The organism is Asticcacaulis benevestitus DSM 16100 = ATCC BAA-896 (assembly GCF_000376105.1).
Classification (GTDB): Bacteria; Pseudomonadota; Alphaproteobacteria; order Caulobacterales; family Caulobacteraceae; genus Asticcacaulis; species Asticcacaulis benevestitus.
Map to the genome: position 1 here is coordinate 58,468 of NZ_AQWM01000012.1, position 17,780 is coordinate 76,247.

At 58.1% G+C, this 17,780-nt stretch carries 11 protein-coding genes; 8 read left to right on the plus strand and 3 right to left on the minus strand.

Annotated elements, in window-relative coordinates; translation table 11 throughout:
- Positions 1 to 157 precede the first annotated feature (157 nt).
- The 4 genes from B060_RS0113250 to B060_RS24495 all read left to right on the plus strand — a co-directional run bounded on the left by B060_RS0113250 (position 158) and on the right by B060_RS24495 (position 7,188).
- Entirely contained in the window at positions 158 to 1,108 is a 951-nt protein-coding gene (locus B060_RS0113250) for a family 43 glycosylhydrolase (RefSeq protein ID WP_018082276.1), read from the plus strand.
- A 65-nt stretch (positions 1,109 to 1,173) separates the two neighbouring features.
- On the plus strand, positions 1,174 to 3,360 hold the full coding sequence (locus B060_RS0113255; RefSeq protein WP_081606850.1) for a GH92 family glycosyl hydrolase: 2,187 nt from the start codon (positions 1,174 to 1,176) through the stop codon (positions 3,358 to 3,360).
- Between the two features lie 304 nt (positions 3,361 to 3,664).
- Positions 3,665 to 5,980, plus strand: coding sequence for a GH92 family glycosyl hydrolase (locus B060_RS0113260; protein WP_236621590.1), 2,316 nt, complete (start codon positions 3,665 to 3,667; stop codon positions 5,978 to 5,980).
- Positions 5,977 to 7,188, plus strand: a complete 1,212-nt coding sequence (locus B060_RS24495) for a histidine-type phosphatase (protein WP_018082279.1) — start codon at positions 5,977 to 5,979, stop codon at positions 7,186 to 7,188. The genes B060_RS0113260 and B060_RS24495 overlap by 4 nt, the downstream gene beginning before the upstream one ends.
- Before the next feature lie 79 nt (positions 7,189 to 7,267).
- Here B060_RS24495 and B060_RS0113270 read toward each other — a convergent pair whose 3' ends face one another.
- Positions 7,268 to 9,106 carry a glycoside hydrolase family 35 protein gene (locus B060_RS0113270; RefSeq protein ID WP_035423176.1) on the minus strand — a complete coding sequence of 613 codons (1,839 nt, stop codon included), beginning with the start codon at positions 9,104 to 9,106 and terminating at the stop codon, positions 7,268 to 7,270.
- A gap of 268 nt (positions 9,107 to 9,374) precedes the next feature.
- On the opposite strand from B060_RS0113270, the gene B060_RS27185 reads away from it, so the two are divergent.
- A complete protein-coding gene (locus tag B060_RS27185; RefSeq protein WP_155847690.1) occupies positions 9,375 to 9,518 on the plus strand; it encodes a hypothetical protein in 144 nt (47 codons plus the stop codon).
- A 316-nt stretch (positions 9,519 to 9,834) separates the two neighbouring features.
- On the opposite strand, the gene B060_RS24500 is transcribed toward B060_RS27185, so the two are convergent.
- Entirely contained in the window at positions 9,835 to 11,796 is a 1,962-nt protein-coding gene (locus B060_RS24500; RefSeq protein ID WP_018082282.1) for a putative bifunctional diguanylate cyclase/phosphodiesterase, read from the minus strand.
- Between the two features lie 166 nt (positions 11,797 to 11,962).
- On the minus strand, positions 11,963 to 12,310 hold the full coding sequence (locus tag B060_RS0113285; RefSeq protein WP_155847689.1) for an SAM-dependent methyltransferase: 348 nt from the start codon (positions 12,308 to 12,310) through the stop codon (positions 11,963 to 11,965).
- Positions 12,311 to 12,351: 41 nt separating this feature from the next.
- On the opposite strand from B060_RS0113285, the gene B060_RS24505 reads away from it, so the two are divergent.
- From B060_RS24505 to B060_RS28040, 3 genes are all read left to right on the plus strand, one after another.
- Entirely contained in the window at positions 12,352 to 13,341 is a 990-nt protein-coding gene (locus B060_RS24505) for a beta-galactosidase (protein ID WP_081606851.1), read from the plus strand.
- 52 nt (positions 13,342 to 13,393) lie between these two features.
- Positions 13,394 to 14,977: a GH39 family glycosyl hydrolase gene (locus tag B060_RS0113295; RefSeq protein WP_155847688.1), complete on the plus strand. Its 1,584-nt coding sequence runs from the start codon at positions 13,394 to 13,396 to the stop codon at positions 14,975 to 14,977.
- A 455-nt stretch (positions 14,978 to 15,432) separates the two neighbouring features.
- Positions 15,433 to 17,619: a methyl-accepting chemotaxis protein gene (locus B060_RS28040; protein WP_018082286.1), complete on the plus strand. Its 2,187-nt coding sequence runs from the start codon at positions 15,433 to 15,435 to the stop codon at positions 17,617 to 17,619.
- Positions 17,620 to 17,780 lie beyond the last annotated feature (161 nt).

The following is a 17,780-nucleotide window of genomic DNA, read 5'->3' on the forward strand; positions in this document are numbered from 1 at the left end:
CACCTTCTACAGGACAGGCAAGCTCTAGGCCCTGGCTGCCGCCTGCGGGGACTGCGCTTGATGAAGCTTGAGAATTCATTTGCCAATTCATTTTGTGCCTATAAATTAGTCGGACAATTTAAGCGGAGACAATGCGGTGGTAGTGAGAACGACAGGGATGACTTTGGCCAGGGCGGCATGCGCCGCTATCGTCGTAGGTATGATGATGGCCACTCCGGGTTCTGCGGGCCAGCCGATTTCTCCGCGCTTTAACGCAGATCCGTCGCCGCATTATTTCAAGGGGCGCTACTATCTGTACGCCACCAATGATCAGGACAATTCAGGCACCTACTGGGACTCGACCGACTGGCGTCTGTTCACGTCGAAGGATCTGGTCCATTGGAAGGATGCGGGCTCGTTCCTCTCTGTTTCGGTGTTTGCCTGGGCGCGACCAGACGCCAAGGCTTGGGCACCGGAAGCGGCGCATCGAAACGGAAAATACTATTACTATGCCCCCGTGGGTGGAGATAAGATCGGCGTGGCCGTCTCGAACGCGCCTGAGGGGCCCTTTGTCGATGCGCGTGGCGATGCCCTGATCGACAAGGCCCGTGATGGCAATGCCGGCGCAGAGCCTATTGATCCGGCGGTTTTGATTGACGATGACGGGCAGGCCTATCTGCTGTTCGGCACGCGCGTGCCGAAAATCGTCAAGCTGAAAAGCGACATGATCCACACGGAGGGGCCGATCCTGGACCTCATCGTGACCGGCTTTCCCTCGGATGATCCCAAGAAGGCCTATGGCGAGGCGCCCTTCCTGCACAAGCGCAACGGGCTCTACTATTTCAGTTTCTCGACGGGCTGGCCGGGGCAGATCGTTTACGCGACGGCGAAATCGCCCATGGGGCCCTATGCCTATCGCGGCGTGATTCTGGACTATTTGCCCATATCGACCAACCATCAGGCTATCATCGAGCGCAAGGGGCGATCCTGGCTGTTCTATCACGACAACCTCCTGCCCGGTGGCGGTGATCACAAACGCTCCATCGCCATAGAGCCCCTGACCTATAATCCGGACGGCACCATCCGGCAGGTTTATCCGACCAAACCGGCTGTTGCCCCTGCCCAATAGGGGCACGTCCGTCAGACCATAAATCCGAAGCCTGACCAGGCGCGCCTTCCTTCCAGGAGATCCACATGAAGACCATCGGACTTTGGGCGCTAGGGTTTTGCGTCTTGCCGCTCTCCCTGTCGGCCGGCGCCCAAACGCCGCTTTATCCTTACGTCAACCCCATGGTCGGGGTCGGTAACGACAATGAAGGCGATACGGTGCCGGGGCCGGCCCTGCCATCCGGCTCTATCCACCCGAGCCCCGAAACCCTGACCGGAAGCAATGCGGGCTACGACCCGGCGGCGCCGATAAGTGGTTTCGCCCAACTGCACACGCAAGGCTCAGGTGGCGTTACCACCTATGGCACGTTTCTGGTGTCGCCACAGGTCGGTGCGCCGGTGTTTGACGAGACCGATCATCTGTCGGAAAAGCGGGATGAGCGCGCGGCCGCCGATATGTACGAGGTGACGCTCAAGCGTTACCAGACCCATGTCGAGGTGACGCCTTCCCACTACGCTGCGCTCTATCGGTTCACCTTCCCCCAGGGGGATGCATCGCAACTGGTCTTTGATATCACGCGCAAGATCAAGGGCGTGACCGCCTCCGATCAGTCCGACGTCACCCTCTATCCCCTGGAGGGCAAGATCATCGGCCATGTCAAGGCGAAGGGCTACTGGAGTCCGGCTCTGGTCGATATCTGGTTCTGCGCCAAGGTCGACCAGACACCCACCAAATGGGGCGTATTCCGCGACGGCCAAACGGCTGTGGGCGAGACAACCGCCAGTGCGGGGGCGGATCAGCGCCTGGGCGCCTGGTGGACCTTCGATACGCACGCTGACACGCCGGTGATGATGAAAATCGCGGTGTCCTTTACCTCGGCCGCCACGGCTGAAGCCTTGCTCGCGCACGACATGCCCGGCTGGGATTTCGACGCCGTGCGCGGAAAGGCGCAAAATGCCTGGAACACATCGCTGGGCCAGATCGAGATTTCAGGCGTGCCCGAGCCCGACCTCAAACGCTTTTATACGGCGCTGTATCATACCGCCATTCAGCCCCGCGATCGCTCGCTCGATCAGGCCGAAGCCGATCTTGGCACGCCGCACTGGGATGACTATTACACACTGTGGGATACCTATCGCACAGAGTTTCCGCTGTTGTCGCTGATCCGCCCCAAGGACTATGCCGGCAATATCGCCTCGATCGTCCGGGCCTTTGATCGTTACGGCGCCTTCGACACCGCCTTTATCGCCGGCCACAACTATCATGTGGGTCAGGGCGGTGACGAGGTGGACAATGTGATCGGCGAAGGCCTGATCCGCGGGGTGCCCGGTGTCGACTGGGGCGAGGCCTATCGCGTCACGCATTTCAATGCGTTCCAGCGCCGCAGCCCGCGTTATCTGACGCAGTTGTATTTTGCCGTTGGTGATAAAAGCCCCGAACCGGATAATCAGCGCGCCCGTTCCGGCTCATCCACGATTGGCTTCGCCCTCAATGACTTTTATGCCGCCAGACTGGCCACTGCTGCCGGCAAGCCGGAAGAGGCGCAGCTCCTGGCATCGCGCTCGAAGATGTGGCGCCAGGTCTGGAACCCGCAGGCGCAAAGCGACGGTTATAAGGGCTTTATCCTGCCGAAATATCCGGATGGAAGCTTCCAGCCCCTTGATCCCAAGCTGGGATGGGATGGCAAGACCTACAACAATGTCGGCTTCTATGAAGGGACGTCGTGGATCTATTCCTATGACATGCTTCACGATATTCCCGGCATGGTGAAGGCCATGGGCGGGCGTGACATGTTCATTCAGCGCCTGCAGCACGCCCTGTCATCCGGCCTCATTGATATTACCAATGAACCGTCCTTCTCGACCCCCTGGCTGTTCAGCAATGTCGGGCGGCCCGATCTCAGCGCCTACTGGGCCAATGAGATCTTCAAGAAGTTCACCGTGGATACCTATCCGGGCGACGAAGACAACGGCGCCATGAGTTCGCATTATGTCTTTAATCGCATAGGTCTGTTCCCGAAGCTCGGCACCGACCAGTTTTATCTGCACGGGCCGCACCAGCCACGCACCGACCTTCATCTGGAAAACGGCAGGACCTTCACGATCCTCGCGCACCATACCGGGGCGGAGGCCATCTATATTCAGAAGGCGCTCTTGAATGGCCGGCCCCTGAACACGCCGTGGCTATCTCAGGCCGACATCATGAAGGGTGGTGTGCTGGAATTGACGCTCGGCAACCGGCCCGGCCACTGGGCCACCCGGCCTGCCAACTGATAGGCAGGGTTGCGGGCGTGTTGTAAATTTACCAACCAATCGTGAGGAAGGTGTCTAGGCGATTGACTCTGCGGGCTGTGGCTCAAAGCGGTCCATGGTCTTTATGGTTAAAAATATACGCTTAAACAGCAGCTTGCTGAATTTTTGAGCCATCCTTCGCGATTTATAGTGGGCGGCTAGATTGGGTGACCAATTGACGCTGGTGTTGAAACATGGTCCATTGAGGCCCAGCGGGTTCCGGTTTTAAGAGAGCCTTTTTACATAAGAGGATACGCACGTGCATCGGTCTCAGGTCTTGCCCCTCGTGGCGTTATTGACGGTCGCGCTCAACAGTACGGCGCTAGCGGATCCCGCCCTATCGTCCGCACCCCAACCAGGGCTGTCCGCGGCGGTCGATCCTTTCATTGGCGTAGATGGTGGTTCAACCGTCGGCGGCAACACGGTGCCCGGCGCGCAAATACCTTTCGGCTTCGTCACCTTCAGCCCGGATACCACCCGGGGTGACACCCACGGATATGACTCCGCCAGCCCCATTATGGGCCTGAGCCTGACCCATGTCAGCGGCACCGGAGGCGATGGTCAGTATGGCAATTTCCGCCTGTCGCCGACCGTGGGGCCGCTGCGCGCCAATCATCTGGTCTTTGCCAAGAGCCAGGAGACGGCCAAGCCCGGCTATTACAGCGTTGTTTTGGGTAATGCGCCAGACGAAGCCATCAAGACCGAAGTGACGGCCACCCGCATGGTCGGCTTTATGCGCCTGACCTTTCCGCAGGCCGCCGGTGAGCGCGCGTCTATGCCGGGCAATGTCATTCTGAATGTCAGTTCCATTGTTGAAATGGGCGGCAAGGGCCAGCGAGCAACCGCCTCCCATGTCGATATTCTTGACGACCACACCCTGTCCGGTTGGGCCAGTTTCGAAGGCGCCTGGAATCCGACACCTTACAAGATTTATTTTTATGCCGTCTTTGATAGGCCGGCTCAGGAGGTAGGTGCGTGGCGCGCCAGTCAGGGGGCCTTCGAAGCGCATCCCGGCACCGGCAGCATGGACGGCCTTCCGCAAAGCCTGAGCCTGGCTCATAAGCAAAGCGTGATGGTCGATTACGATGTCGATCAGGCCTTTGCCCACAAGTTGGGGGGCTATGCGCGATTTGATATTGCCAAACAACCCGTCGTCCAGGTGAAGGTCGCGGTGTCTTTTATCAGCGCGGAAAAGGCGAAGGCGCATCTGGCCGCCGAGGCGCCGGGTTGGGATTTTGACGCCGTGCGCCTGCGCGGTCAGGGGCTTTGGGATCAGGCGCTGTCAAAAATCACCGTGGACGGCGGCACAGAGGCGCAAAGACGCATCTTCTATACGGCGATGTATCACAGCGAGACTATGCCTCATGATGTGAGCGGCGACAACGCCTGGTGGGAGTCGGCAGAGCCGCATTACGAAGACTTCTACACGCTATGGGACACCTTCCGGACTCTGCATCCCTTGCTGACTCTCATAGAACCCCAAAGGCAGCGTGACATGATACGCTCCTTGCTAGACACCTATAAGCATACCGGCTGGCTGCCGGATGCCCGCATAGCCGGCGCCAATGGCATGACCCAGGGCGGATCGAACGGCGATGTGGTTGTGGCGGATGCTATCGTCAAGGATCTGGGCGGCTTTGACTATGATCTGGCCTATGCCGCGGTGAAGACCGATGGGGAGGTCGAATCCGATAAACCGCTGCTTCAGGGCCGGGTTCTAATGGACTATCTCAAGCTCGGTTATGTGTCCTTAAGCCAGCCGCGCTCGGCCTCGCGTACCCTTGAATATGTCTATAACGACTATGTCATAGCCGAGGTGGCGAGCAAGCTTGGCAAGCATGACGATGCTGCGCGTTATCTGGCGCGTTCGCAAGGATGGAAAAAACTATGGGACGACAAACTCGGCTGTATCCGCCCGCGTTATGCCAATGGAGAGGGCCTTGAGAACTATAGCTGCACCTACGACTATCCTGACAAGTCTACGCCCTGGTGGGAAGCGCCCTATTATGAGGGCAGCGGCCAGCAGTACTCAACCTATGTGCCGCATGATGTCTCCGGGCTGATCAGCAAGGTGGGTGGCGCTGAAGCCTTTACGGGCTGGCTTGATCGCCTGTTCGACACGGGCCACTATTCACAAGGTAACGAGCCGGATATTCTGGCGCCCTATCTGTATATTCACGCCGGTCGACCGGACAGGACCGCAAAACGCGTCCGCCAGATCATGGCGGATAACTACAATCTGAAACGTACAGGCCTGCCCGGCAATGATGACGCTGGCGCCATGTCGTCATGGTTTGTTTGGAACGCCATCGGCTTGTATCCCAATGCCGGACAACCCTTTTATTATATTGGCTCCCCCCTCTTTACCGCCAGCAGGATCGACCTTGAGGGGGGCAAGAGCTTCTCCATCCGCGCCCATAACACGTCTGCCGACAACCTATATGTGGTCGCCGCCCGCCTGAACGGCAAGTCGCTGGATCGCGCCTGGCTCACCCATAAGGAGATCGTCTCCGGTGGCGTGCTTGACCTCGATATGGCGCCTGTGCCCGGTACGTGGGCACAGGCTTTTACCAGCCCCCCAAGCGTTATAAGCCTCAAATGACCCCCTCCCGCATCCTGACCTTCGCTACCCTTTTCGCGTGCCTGGCCGTTGTCACGCCCTGCTCAACAGCGTCCGCAAAGGAGAATACCTTCACGCTGGAAAGGGTGGTCATCCTGATGCGTCATGGCATAAAGCGGCCGAATAACGACCCACCACTGCCGAAGCGTTTCACCGATCAGGCCTGGCCGGTATGGAGCGTGCCGCCCGCCGGACTGACCCCTCATGGCGAGCAGGCCATCGCACGCATAGCCGATTTCGATCGTTTGACGTACGCAGGCTTACTGGGTTCGGATTGCCCGCCGGCGGGCGCCGTACGCGTTATTGCGGATACGGATCAGCGCACGATAAGGACGGCTGAGGTTTATGCCAGCACGGTGTTTAAAGGCTGTGATGTACGGGTGGAGCATGCCGGCGAAGGCCATGCCGATGCGCATTTTTCACCGTTTAACGAGGATGTCGCCTCGCCGCCTCTGGATCGTAAGGCCTTTATGGATGAGGCCCTGACCTCGGGCGGCATGGCCGCCATAGATAAAGCGCATCACGTCGATTACGCGCTTTTGAGTGAGGTTTTGAACCTTAAGGACCTGCCGGGGTGTCAAATCGATAAGGTGTGTAGCCTGAGCGATATGCCCTCGGTTCTTGACGTCAGTGGCCGGGATCCAAAGGTAAGCGGCGCCTTGAAAACAGCGTCCAGTCTGTCGCAGATTCTCATGCTGGAATATGCCAATGGCTTCCCGATGGATGAGGTGGGCTGGGGCAAGGTGAGCGAAAGCCAAATTACCGCCTTGTCGGCCCTCCATGCCGAAGAATTCCGGTTGATTGCCCGCCCGAAGGCTGTGGCGACCTATGCGTCTGGCGGACTTTTGAAAGACATTGAGGCGGCCCTGTTTGGTCCGGATGCCAGTCCTTACACGCTTCTGGTCGGTCATGACGGCAATATCGCCTATGTGGGCGGTGCCTTGGGGTTGCACTGGCAGGCTCAGGGCTTTGCCGCTGATGATCCCCCGCCCGGTGGCGCGCTGATATTTGAACTCTGGCGTGATGGCGCCGGAGAGGCCTTTGTGCGTGTGCGATTCCGCTCGTCATCGCTTGAGGGTATGCGGAACCTCACCCACTTGAAGCGAGCGGCTTCCACCCGCATCCCTATGCCTTTGTGCGACGTAAAGGCCGAGTGCAGTGCGGCTACATTCAAGGCCCTTATCCCTTAGGACAGGCCGGTTGGCCCACCTCACCGTCTTCGGTGCCAAGCCAACCCAAGCGCCGAGCCCGTCAGAGGGCGTGCCCGACTTAAATCCCGGAGCCTGGCAAGTCCCATATTTGCTTGGGCGAGGCCGCGAGGCTGCGATCACTGCCGGGATGCAGATCGAGGACAATGACCTCGTTCTCTCCCGCTTTGAGCCAACTGGCGGGCACGAACAAAGCCTGCTGCGGGCCAACTGACCAGTAACGGCCCAGATTGTGCCCGTTGATCCAGACGTGACCCTTGCCCCAGCCGCGCATGTCCAGGAAGGTGTAGCCGACCTCCGTCAGGCTAAAGCGCGCGCGATAGAAGGCTGGTCCATCTGTCGGCGCGCCGGCAAAGCGTAACTGGGAAAGCGTGTCGAGCGGAAGGCAATAATGCTCCCAGTCGGTCAGGGGTGCGTCTCCGAGCCTCGCCTCGCCAATCAGGCCTTTCTGGTCCTTACCGATATTCTTACCGTAGTTACAATGGCCCATTGTATCGACCAGGATATCGAGTTTATCACCCGATCGGGCGGCAACATCCATGCCTGTCTCATTATAGCGTCTATCTAGAGCCCCCAGCGCCTTATCGTTTATTTTGACGAGGGCATAGTCACGCACATCCTCAAAGTGAAGTTGGCCGCTCGCATCGTTCTTGAGGGTATGGCGATAGAGGACTAGGCCGTTGTTTTGGCCAAGGGCTTCGAGCGTCTGCGGGTTGGCGGCCTTTATGGACGATGGCAGGAGCTGATCCAGAGACGCGCTTTCCTTCAGGCGGAAGCGTGGCAGGCTGATCGCTTTTTCCGCCGCCGGCATCGGGGCGAAGGTGTCGGCGGGCAGGTAGGCTTTGAACAAGGCCTGAACCGACATATATTTCGGCGTCGGACGACCGGCTTCGTCGAGCAGGGCGTCATAGTCGTAGCTGGAAATTTGCGGCTGATAGCCATCCTTGTTCCAGTTGGCGCCCGCGGTAAAGCCAAAGGATGTGCCCCCATGGAGCATGTAGAAGCTGATGGAATATTTGTTTTCGAGCATCCATTTCAGGCTGTCGATGAGCGGCTGCGTCGGCATGGTTTCGTGGATCCGGCCGAAGGAATCAAACCATCCGCCCCACAGCTCGGAGCACATATAAGGGCCTGTGGGCCGCACCTTGGCGCGATCAGAAAATTCCTTTTCCGCCTTGGCCATGGTGCCGAAATTGATCCCACCGACCAAGCCGGGAATGGATCCATTGGCGAAATATTCGGAAGGATCGGCGGTATAGAGCAGGCCGGAGAAGCCAGCTGCGCGCAAGGCCTTCATCTGCTGTTGCAGATAAACCTGATCCTTGCCGAAGGCGCCGTATTCGTTTTCCACCTGGGTCATTATAATCGGCCCGCCCTTGTCGATCAGCAGGGGGCTGAGTTCCTTACCCAGCCGTTTGAGCCAGGCTTCCACCGGCTTGAAATACCGTGGGTCTGTCGAGCGCGGCTGAACATCTGGTGTCGGCAACAACCAGGCGGGGAAACCGCCGCCATCCCATTCCGCGCAAACGTAGGGGCCAGGACGCAGGTTGACCCATAGTCCCTCTTCCTGGGCCATGCGGATATAGGCGGCGATATCCATATTGTCGGCGAAATCGAAATGGCCTGGTTTTGGCTCATGCGCATTCCAGAAGACATAGGTGGTCAGGGTGTTAAGGCCCATGGCTTTCAGCTTTTGCATACGGTCGCGCCAGCAGGCTCTTGGGATGCGCGGATAGTGCATTTCTCCGGCAAGGATTTGGAAGGGCTTACCATCCAGCAGGAAGTGAGTGTCATCCGACGTGAACCGGGCGTTCGCCGCCAGTGCCGGCGAAAGGGGCGAAAGGCCGCCTGCGGCTAGAACAGCGGTTGTACCTGTGAGGAATGAGCGTCTCGTTGTCATAAGATATTCCATAATAGCGAAGTCGCGGTCTGATCACCGAGACGGCAGGGCTGTACCTATTATTTTGTAATACAATTAGGTCCTTGAGCAAGATCTAATGGCACACGATCTTGATGCACTTCATGATCCAGCGCAGGAAACGGAAGAAGGTAGGGTGCCTTTGTGAGCTTATTTTGGATAACCATCTGAAAGATAATACTTTATTTCTGACAGGATAGGACCTGCACCGTATGTCAGGTCAACAGACTTTCACTATAACAAAAATGTGATGTCACGACCTTCTTCGGTGGTACCGATGGTGCCGGCCTGGGTTGGTATTTTGTTTAGGGTGATGTCGAAAGACGTGCTCTTGGCGGAGGTCGGGTTCGATAGGCCCGACACGGCCAACGACGCGGAGAAGGACGGCGACTGAGCCCGACGCTCGGGTGCTGAACGGATGGCTGCCACGGTCGATTGACGCTGTTGCTAGCATGTAATTCAACAATTCTTCGTGGTAGACCCGCTGGGTTTTTACATTGTCTGACAAGTTCGAATCCGAATTATAGTCCTTGACGCCTGCCAGAGCGATGTCACTGCCTCAGTAGCAGTATGAAGGGTTTACGATCAGTATCGCATAAAGCGCTCTCGGTTATCCAGCCAGCGTCATGCTTCTTACCGAAATCCACCACGCACTGTGACAAGACCTTCACCATCCCCGAAGGCAGAGCCCGTTTCGGGGCATCGTGATGTCAGCATGTTTCGATGCTACGCAACAGTTTTGCAGGTCGGAGCTTAAATCGGTCGGAATCGTGGCTGGACAGGTAAGCGGCGATGTCGTCAGCCGGCATCGGCTTGCCGAACATATAGCCTTGTATCATCCTCGCGCCAACCGATCGCATAACCTTGAGTTCGTGTGCGGTTTCAACGCCCTCAATGACGTGTTCCATGCCCAGATTGCCGGCCAGTTCAATCATGGACTTTATGATTTTCTTGGCATGGTCGCCCTGCTCCAGCGCCAGTACAAAGGAGCGATCTATCTTGACCGTATGGACTTTGATCTGGTTCAGGTAACTGAAATTCGTGTAGCCCGATCCGAAATCATCAAGCGCGATCCGGCAGCCTGTGTCGCTGAGACGCGAGGTGGCTTTGAGAGCCTGGGCGAAGTCGGTCAGCATGGCCGTTTCGGTGATTTCCAACTCGATACGCTCGGCCCTGACGCCGGAGGCGCGCACGACATCGAGGATCCTGTCGACCGACCTGGGCGACAGAAGATCTCGTGCCGACAGGTTGAAGGAAATGCGGAGGTCATCTGGCCATGAAGAGGCCGCGTCGAGCGCCTTGGCCAGCAAGGTCGGTGTGAGGCTGGTGATGAGGCCGGACCGCTCAGCGGCGCGTATGAACACATCGGGCGGGACCTGTCCCAGCTTTTCGCTATGCCAGCGCGCCAGCGCCTCAAACCCAACGATTTTGTTTTCTTTGAGATCGTATTGCGGCTGGAAGGCGAGGGTGAGCTCCCGGTCGCGATCGATTCCCCGAAGGGCCTGTTCAACGGCCTTTGTGGAACGAATGAGCTCTTCGTGACCCCGATCAAACAGAACGGCGATGCCGCGACTAAGCTCCTTGGCTTCATAAAGCGCGTAGTCCGAACGCTCAAGGAGCTTCGACGTGTTGCTCTCACCCCGCATCCGCTCCGTAAAGCCGATAGAGGCCGACAAAAAGGCGGTCTCATTATTCAGACTATACGGCTCGGCCAGAGCGACGCACATCGCGTCTCCGAGCGAGCGCAGAGCTGGCTCGTCCACGCCCGGAATAATGACGGCAAATTCATCGCCCCCCAGACGCGCGACGGTTGACTGATGGCCACAGCTTGCCCTGAGGCGTCTGGAGACTTCCACGAGAACCTGATCGCCATAGCTATGTCCGTAGATATCGTTGATCGGCTTGAACCCGTCGAGGTCTACCAGTCCAAGATAGAAGCCAGCGTCGTGAGCCAGATGTTCGTCGAGGGCCTTCAGGAAAGCGCGACGATTGGGGAGCCCTGTCAGGGCATCGTTGGCGGCGAGCAGGATGGCTTGATCGCGGTTCTGGTCCGAGTCGATTTTCAGCTTCACGGCGCGTAACATGGCCGACCGCGTCACACGTGAAATCCCGACCGCTATGACGAGACTGGCAAAGGCGACCCAAGCACAGTTTGTCAATTGGGTCCGATCAAGCCAATAGGTGGCGGCGAGCAGACCTGTGATGGATGCCAGTGAGGTGGAGTAGATCACGCGCGGGCGGACGCCGGAGACGGCGAAGGCCGGCACCAGCAGCACCAGGTACATCAGTTTTATCGACTGATATTGCATGACAATGTCGAGAAGTGCATTGCCGATAAAGGCAAGGCCCACAACGTGTCCGGTCATTTCCAACCTGACGACCGAAGCGCGCTGACGATTATAGGCCCAGAAGAGAACGCAAAGAACCAGGGTCGCAAGGGAAACACCTGGGATAAGGCCTGGATCACCTGGCACACGATAGAAGAGGGTGTTGATGGTGAAATATAAGCCGGCGAACACGAGAAAATAGCACATGCTTGTGCGCATGGTCGTCGCAAAGGCATCGGCAACACTTTTGGTATTGGGCAGGGCATCTTCGGAAGATGGCTCCGCACCCGTCAGACCAACACTGAGGCGGCAGTATAGACGCGATAACGCCGCGGCTGGAGACATCTTATGAACCAAATTAACAAGCCTGATGCACCCAGTTACCGCCAATTCATGAAAGCGGAGATAAGGTAAGTGGTTAACGTACGGCTTAGCATTTTACAGGCCATGACTCTCGACCAGGCTATTTGAGCTCAAGGCTCATGTAGATCGAAGAGTCCTGCGCGCAAAATCACCCCAAACCGGAGCGTGTCGCTGCGGGCAGGGCTTGACGCTGGGCCATGGTTTGGCGGGCATAGCCAAAGGCCGAACCCACGCCCAACATCACCGGACCTGAGAAGGCCGCATGATCGACAAGGCGGGCAAGTTCACCGAGGGCACCCGTTCGCATCTGTCCCTCAGGGCGGCCGGCGTTTTCGATGATGACGACCGGCGTTTGCTTTGAGCGTCCCGCCTTCAGCAGGCTTGATTCGATATGTACGGCATTGTGCGACGACATGTAGAAAACCAGTGAGACTATCGGGTCGCTGATGCTCTCATTGTGCAGGTCGATCGCGCCATCCCTGGTTCGGCCGGTCAGGAAGGAAACCGAGCGCGCCTCGCCGCGATGGGTGAGGGGGAATGAAAACTGCGCCTATGTTGGCCTGGACCTTCAACAGCCATCTGGGCGGTGAGGAGCAGGCTCTGTTTGGCCTGATCGATCACGATGATACCCCGTCGTGGAAGCTAGATGAATGGGGCGCGATGGCCGCGGACTTCAAAAAGCTGCAAAAAATGGGTTTCCCGCGCAAGCTCGAGCCGCAGGCGGCGATTGCCTATTCGTTCGAATCGAGGGTGGCGTCCAGTCCCAATGGTCCGTCCAATACGGTCAAGCAATACATCACCACGCCATACATGGAGCAAAAGCACAACGCCTTCGCCCCGCTCTATAACGACAATATCGATGTAGCCGTGATCAACATCGCCCATGAGGATCTCAGCCCGTACAAGCTCGTGGTCGTGCCGGGTGAATACCTGATGACTCAGGCCTCAGCCGATGCAATCCGTAACTATGTCAAGGCGGGCGGTACGGTCATCATGACGGCCTTCTCGGCCAAGGTGGACGAAACAAACCAGTGGTTCAACACGCCCCTGCCGGGCCGTTTAAGTGATGTTTTTGGCCTGAAAACCAATGCCTTCTATCGCAACACTGCGCCGCTGACGGGCAAGATTGGCGACAGCGCCTTCACGACCACGATCAACTTCTATGAAGTGCTCGAACCCTCGACAGCCAAGGTTATGGCGCGTTTCTCCAATATCGACGGATCGCCGCCGGTCATCACGGTCAACACGTTAGGCAAGGGGCAGGCGATCTATGTCGCCACACCGGCTCAGCCGTCGATCATGCAGCCGCTGTACCGCAGCCTGTACAAGCAACTGAAGATCGTGCCGGGACCGAAAACACCGGAGGGTGTCTATGCCCGGATCGTCGATGGCCGCACGCTTTACGTCAACGCGTCCTACGGTCCGAAGGATGTCGTTCTGGACGGGAAGGGCACCAGCGTTTTGACCGGCAAGACCTGGAACGGAACCCTCCACCTCGATGCCGATGGCGTTGATCTTCTCCAATAAAGCCTACGCTCACCATAATATCCTCTTTCGCCAACCCCCTGGATCTTTCGCCATGACACCTCATCTTTCCCGGCGCTCGCTGGTTTCCGTGATCACGCTCGGCGCGGCCTTGCCGATGACCGGCGCCTTCGCCAAACCGGCTGGTTCGCGCCTTATCGACCTGGATGTCCGCCAAGCCACCCGACCGATCGACCGCTTCTTTGATCTTTCGGTCGGCGCCGACTATTCCGGTACGACGATCCGTGACGCCAATCTGGCGCAGCTCAAAATCACGTGTGATGAGTTGGGCTTCCGCTACATCCGCCTGCACGACATCTTCCATGATGATCTGGGCACGGTGAAGATGGTCGATAACAAGCTGGTCTATGACTGGACGAAGATCGACTATCTCTACGATGCCTTCCTGAAAATGGGCGTCCGGCCGTTCGTCGAGCTGGGTTTTACGCCGTCGGCGATGAAGTCGTCCGACCAGACGATCTTCTACTGGAAGGGCAATACCTCGCATCCGCGCCTCGACCTGTGGGAACAACTGATCGACGCTTTCGCACGGCACCTGATCGCGCGTTACGGCATCGACGAAGTGCGGAGCTGGTATTTCGAGGTGTGGAACGAGCCCAATCTCGACGGTTTCTGGCAGTATGGCGATCAGGAAGCCTATTTCGCGCTTTACGGCGTCACGGCCCGCTCCCTCAAAGCGGTGGATGCGAAATTGCGCGTGGGCGGACCGTCAACGGCCGGCGCCGCCTGGGTGCCGGAGCTTCTGGCCTACGCCAAGGCGACCAACACGCCGGTCGATTTCGCTTCCACCCACACCTACGGCGTCGATTACGGCTATCTCGATGAAGAGGGCAAGATGGATCTTCAGCTATCGAAGAATCCGGACGCCATTATCGCCGATGTCCGCAAGGTCCGCGGCGAGATCGAAGCCTCGCAACTGCCGGGTATGCCTCTGTTCTTCACCGAATGGAGCACCAGCTATAATCCGCGCGACCTGACCCATGATTCCTACGTCGCGGCACCCTATATCCTCAGCAAGCTGAAAGGCACGCAGAGCCTTGCCCAGGGCATGAGCTACTGGGTTTATTCGGATCTGTTCGAGGAACCAGGCCCTCCGGGCAACGCCTTCCACGGCGGCTTTGGCCTCATGACCAAGGACGGTATCCGCAAGGCGTCGTGGTTTGCCTACAAATACCTCCACGCCCTGCGAGGCAATGAAATCCCTGCCGCCGACAAGCAGGTCTGGGCGTCCTATGATGGCATCTCGGTATCCGCCGTCGTCTGGGACTACCAGCTTCCCGATCAGAAGGGCACCAGCAACGGGACCTTCTACAGCAAGCTGGTGCCAAATGCCGCCTCTGCGCCGGTAAAGGTCAGGCTGAGCGGTCTCAAGCCGGGTACATACACGCTGACGCTTCGCCGCACGGGCTACAAACGCAATGACGCCTACAGCCATTACATCGCCATGGGGTCACCCAAGGATCTGACCGCGGCGCAACTGACGAACCTGCAGGATGTAACCCGCGATCAGCCCGAAAGCGCGCGCACCGTGACCATTGGTGCGACAGGAACGGCCGAGGTGACCCTACCGATGAACAGCAATGACATCGTTCTGATTACCCTGACGCCCTTGGCATAAAGCCTTTGTTCGACAGCAACTGCTGCAAGCGGCTGATCGTAGGTGGGGGAAGGTATCATCTTGGTGGCTAGACCGTTGAAGGTCGGGATGCCATCCGTCAGGGGCAAGAAACTAGCCATTGAAGCTGTCTACAGCAGATTGAATTGTCTTGCCGCTTTAAGATCACGGTATAATAGTACTTTGAGCAAGGTGGGACTTATTACGCTACATGTCTGTAGAATGACGAGATTTATTGTCTTTAGCTGAATTTTTTGGAGCGATTTTCACATTTTAGAGGGCGCACATATATGTGTGCGCGGCACTATATTTAAAAAGTGTCGCGCCATGCGACACTATTCTTAAAGATGTTGATTATTTCGCTACCTTTAATCTTATCCATCTAGCGCGCCTTAAGGCCCTATTAATTATATGGGAATGTCCTTCATACACGCACCTAGAGGCGGCTGGAGGAACATATGAATATCCACTCTGTTAAGACCAAGATCGTAGCCCTGTCAGCCCTGTGCCTTTTGGCGGCAACGGGTGCTCTGGTCGGCTATGGTATTTTTTCCTCCGGAAAAACGACGCATTTCGTCAATGAAAACGTGCAGGGACTGCTGGACAAAAGCAGCAGCGAATCCCTGACGCGACTGGCCTCCGCCCAGGCCGGGACGGTTCGCACGGAGGTGGACACAGCCTTTTCCTCAGCCCGAAACATGGCGCGCAGCCTGGAAGTGATCGCAGGTAACGATGGTGCGCCAAAGGCGTCGCGACGCCGCCAGCTCAATGACATTCTTGTCGGCGTTCTTAAGGACAATCCGCGCTTCAACGGCACCTATAGCGCCTGGATGCCCAATGCGCTGGATGGCGCTGACGGCGCCTATGTCAATCGCAAGGAGATGGGCTCCGATGCCACCGGCCGCGCCTTGCCTTACTGGACCAGAAACGCCCAAGGCCAGATCGCACTCCAGCCACTGGTGGAATATGACAGTCGCGAGCTTCATACCAACGGCCTGATGAAGGGCGGCTGGTTTATCGGACCGGAAACGAACGGTCGTGAAAGCATACTGGCCCCCTTGCCCTATATCGTGCAGGGCAAAAACGTCTTCCTGGCCACCATGTCCGTGCCCATCATCGTTGATGGCCAGTTCAAGGGGGTTGCCGGCGCGGACTTTGACTTGACGTTTGTGCAGACCCTGGCCCTGGACGTCAAGAAATCGATCTACGATGGCAAGGGCAATGTCACGATCGTCACCTCCGATGGACTGGTCGTCGCCTCCAGCGCCCACCCCGACGCTATAGGCACTACGGTCCAGAGCCTAGATCCCCTCGCGTGGAACGCCCTTACCGACATCAAGGCCGGCAAATCGTTCGTGAACCTTGATAAGAAGCATGACGATATGCGGGTCTATGCGCCCATAGAGCTTGGCCGCAGCGGGCAATACTGGTCGGTCATCATCTCCGTGCCGCGCACCGTGGTCATGGCGGATGCCGACAGGCTGTCGAATGCCCTCAAAAAACGCGGTGGCAGCGACGTCATGTGGGAAATGATCTGCGCCGGCATCGTCGCGGTTCTCGGAATCGGCGTTATCGCCGTCATGGCGAACAATGTTGCCAATCCGATCGCCCGCCTCACCGAAGCGCTCGGTCGGCTGGCGAAGGGCGAAAAGCTGCTTGAGATCGCCGGAGCGGAACGCCGCGATGAAATCGGCGACATCTCCCGCGCCGTGGATCGCATCCGTGAGGTCACCGAAGAAGAGGCGCTTCAAAAGGCGGCGGGCGCCGAGGCTGAGCGCATCAAGCAGGATCAGAATCGACGCGACATCATGCTGAAACTGGCCAATGAGTTTGAGAAATCCGTCGGCGGTATCGTGACGCTGGTATCGAGTGCCGCCACGGAAATGCAGGCCTCAGCCCAGCAGTTGTCCACGACCGCGCAACGCGCTACCTCCCAGTCCATCGCTGTATCCGCTGCGGCCGAAGAAGCCGGCGCCAATGTCACCTCGGTCGCCTCATCGGCGGAAGAACTTGGCGCCTCCGTCAATGAAATTGGCCGGCAGGTCGAGACCTCGGCTACCATTTCCGCCGAGGCCGTACGTGAGGCTTCGGGCGCAGTACAGATAGTTGACGAACTGAACGAAGTGACGGCCAGCATCGGCGGCGTCGTCGATCTGATCGCGGGCCTCGCCAGTCAGACAAACCTTCTGGCTCTGAACGCCACCATCGAATCGGCGCGGGCCGGTGAGGCCGGCAAGGGCTTTGCGGTCGTGGCGTCCGAGGTCAAGGCGCTCGCCGGACAGACCGCGCGGGCGACCACCGAGATATCGGCCAAGATCGCCCATATCCAGGAAGCCACCGCCAAGGCGGCCTCCGCCATTGCCAACATCTCCGGCACGATCCAGAACATCAATCAGACCAACACCATCATTGCCTCCGCCGTGGAACAGCAGACTGCCGCCACGCAAGAGATCGTCCAGGCCGTCAATCAGGCGTCGATCGGCACGCAGGAAGTGACGTCTAACATTACCGGCGTGGCGACAGCGGCGGAGCAGACGGGCACGTCGGCCGTCGAGGTTCTCAATGCGTCGGCCGAGCTGGCCCAGCAGGCGGAACGGCTGCATCACGAGATGGACAAGTTCCTGGCCACGGTCAGAGCGGCGTGACGGACCTTTCTGATGCTTGCCACCCCTGAAGGGCAAGGGTCAGACGTGGGGAGGCGACCCGATCGGGTGCCGCGTCGAACCAGTAAAAGCGTAGCCTATAGTAAAGCGTACCACCTCTCCGACCGATGACGCATCATATGTGTCATCGGTTTGCCTATGGG

Excerpts from the sequence above, each read along its gene's own strand:
- B060_RS0113250 (WP_018082276.1), top strand. The coding sequence starts at position 158 with ATGACTTTGGCCAGGGCGGCATGCGCCGCTATCGTCGTAGGTATGATG.
- B060_RS0113255 (WP_081606850.1), top strand. The coding sequence starts at position 1,174 with ATGAAGACCATCGGACTTTGGGCGCTAGGGTTTTGCGTCTTGCCGCTC.
- B060_RS24495 (WP_018082279.1), top strand. The coding sequence starts at position 5,977 with ATGACCCCCTCCCGCATCCTGACCTTCGCTACCCTTTTCGCGTGCCTG.
- B060_RS0113270 (WP_035423176.1), bottom strand. The coding sequence starts at position 9,106 with ATGACAACGAGACGCTCATTCCTCACAGGTACAACCGCTGTTCTAGCC.
- B060_RS27185 (WP_155847690.1), top strand. The coding sequence starts at position 9,375 with ATGTCACGACCTTCTTCGGTGGTACCGATGGTGCCGGCCTGGGTTGGT.
- B060_RS24500 (WP_018082282.1), bottom strand. The coding sequence starts at position 11,796 with ATGTCTCCAGCCGCGGCGTTATCGCGTCTATACTGCCGCCTCAGTGTT.
- B060_RS24505 (WP_081606851.1), top strand. The coding sequence starts at position 12,352 with ATGAAAACTGCGCCTATGTTGGCCTGGACCTTCAACAGCCATCTGGGC.
- B060_RS0113295 (WP_155847688.1), top strand. The coding sequence starts at position 13,394 with ATGACACCTCATCTTTCCCGGCGCTCGCTGGTTTCCGTGATCACGCTC.
- B060_RS28040 (WP_018082286.1), top strand. The coding sequence starts at position 15,433 with ATGAATATCCACTCTGTTAAGACCAAGATCGTAGCCCTGTCAGCCCTG.